Below are 580 nucleotides of genomic sequence, written 5' to 3'. Positions count from 1 at the left end.
CTGCGGATCGAGCTTAGTATCACTAAGCAGCGACGCCACACCAATAATGCCATTCATAGGGGTGCGGATCTCGTGGCTCATGGTCGCGAGAAACTCACTTTTCTTGCGATTGGCGACTTCCGCCTTATCTCGCTCTGCTTCTAACTCGGCTTGATGCTCTCGCACTTTTTGCACGCTTCGATTGTATTTTTGCGCCAACAAGCTGACTTCATCAAAACACCAACGTTTGGGCAGCGTGACCGTACTCGGCGCATTACCGCCGCTAAAATCACTCACCGCACCGGAAAGCAACTGCAAAGGATTCACCAATAAACGGAAGGCAACCCACAACACCCCAACCATCAACAACAAAATTTTTATCGCTTCTGTCGTGAGTAGAAAAAAGAACTGTTGCCATAAATCTTGATAGACGGCGCTAAGGTCAGACTGCACAGTCAGCTCTGCGAGCTCAAACGTTTTTTCACCCACACTAAACTGCATCGGCCAACGCCTCTCAACCACATCTTGCTTGATTTCTGTTCCGAGCTCGATGATAACTTCGTCTTTGGTAGCAATGCGTAGGTAATCCACAGAAGGCAAA

Annotated in this window: 1 protein-coding gene; it reads right to left on the bottom strand. The window is 48.6% G+C overall.

Features of this window, described 5'->3' with window-relative positions; genetic code table 11:
- Positions 1-580: histidine kinase dimerization/phospho-acceptor domain-containing protein (locus R7P74_RS28070; protein ID WP_318123955.1), on the bottom strand; the 580-nt coding region annotated here is incomplete at both ends.

It is taken from the genome of Vibrio sp. 2033, assembly GCF_033339735.1.
Note: the sequence above shows the minus strand (reverse complement) of the source record. Positions and strands in the feature narration are given on the sequence as shown.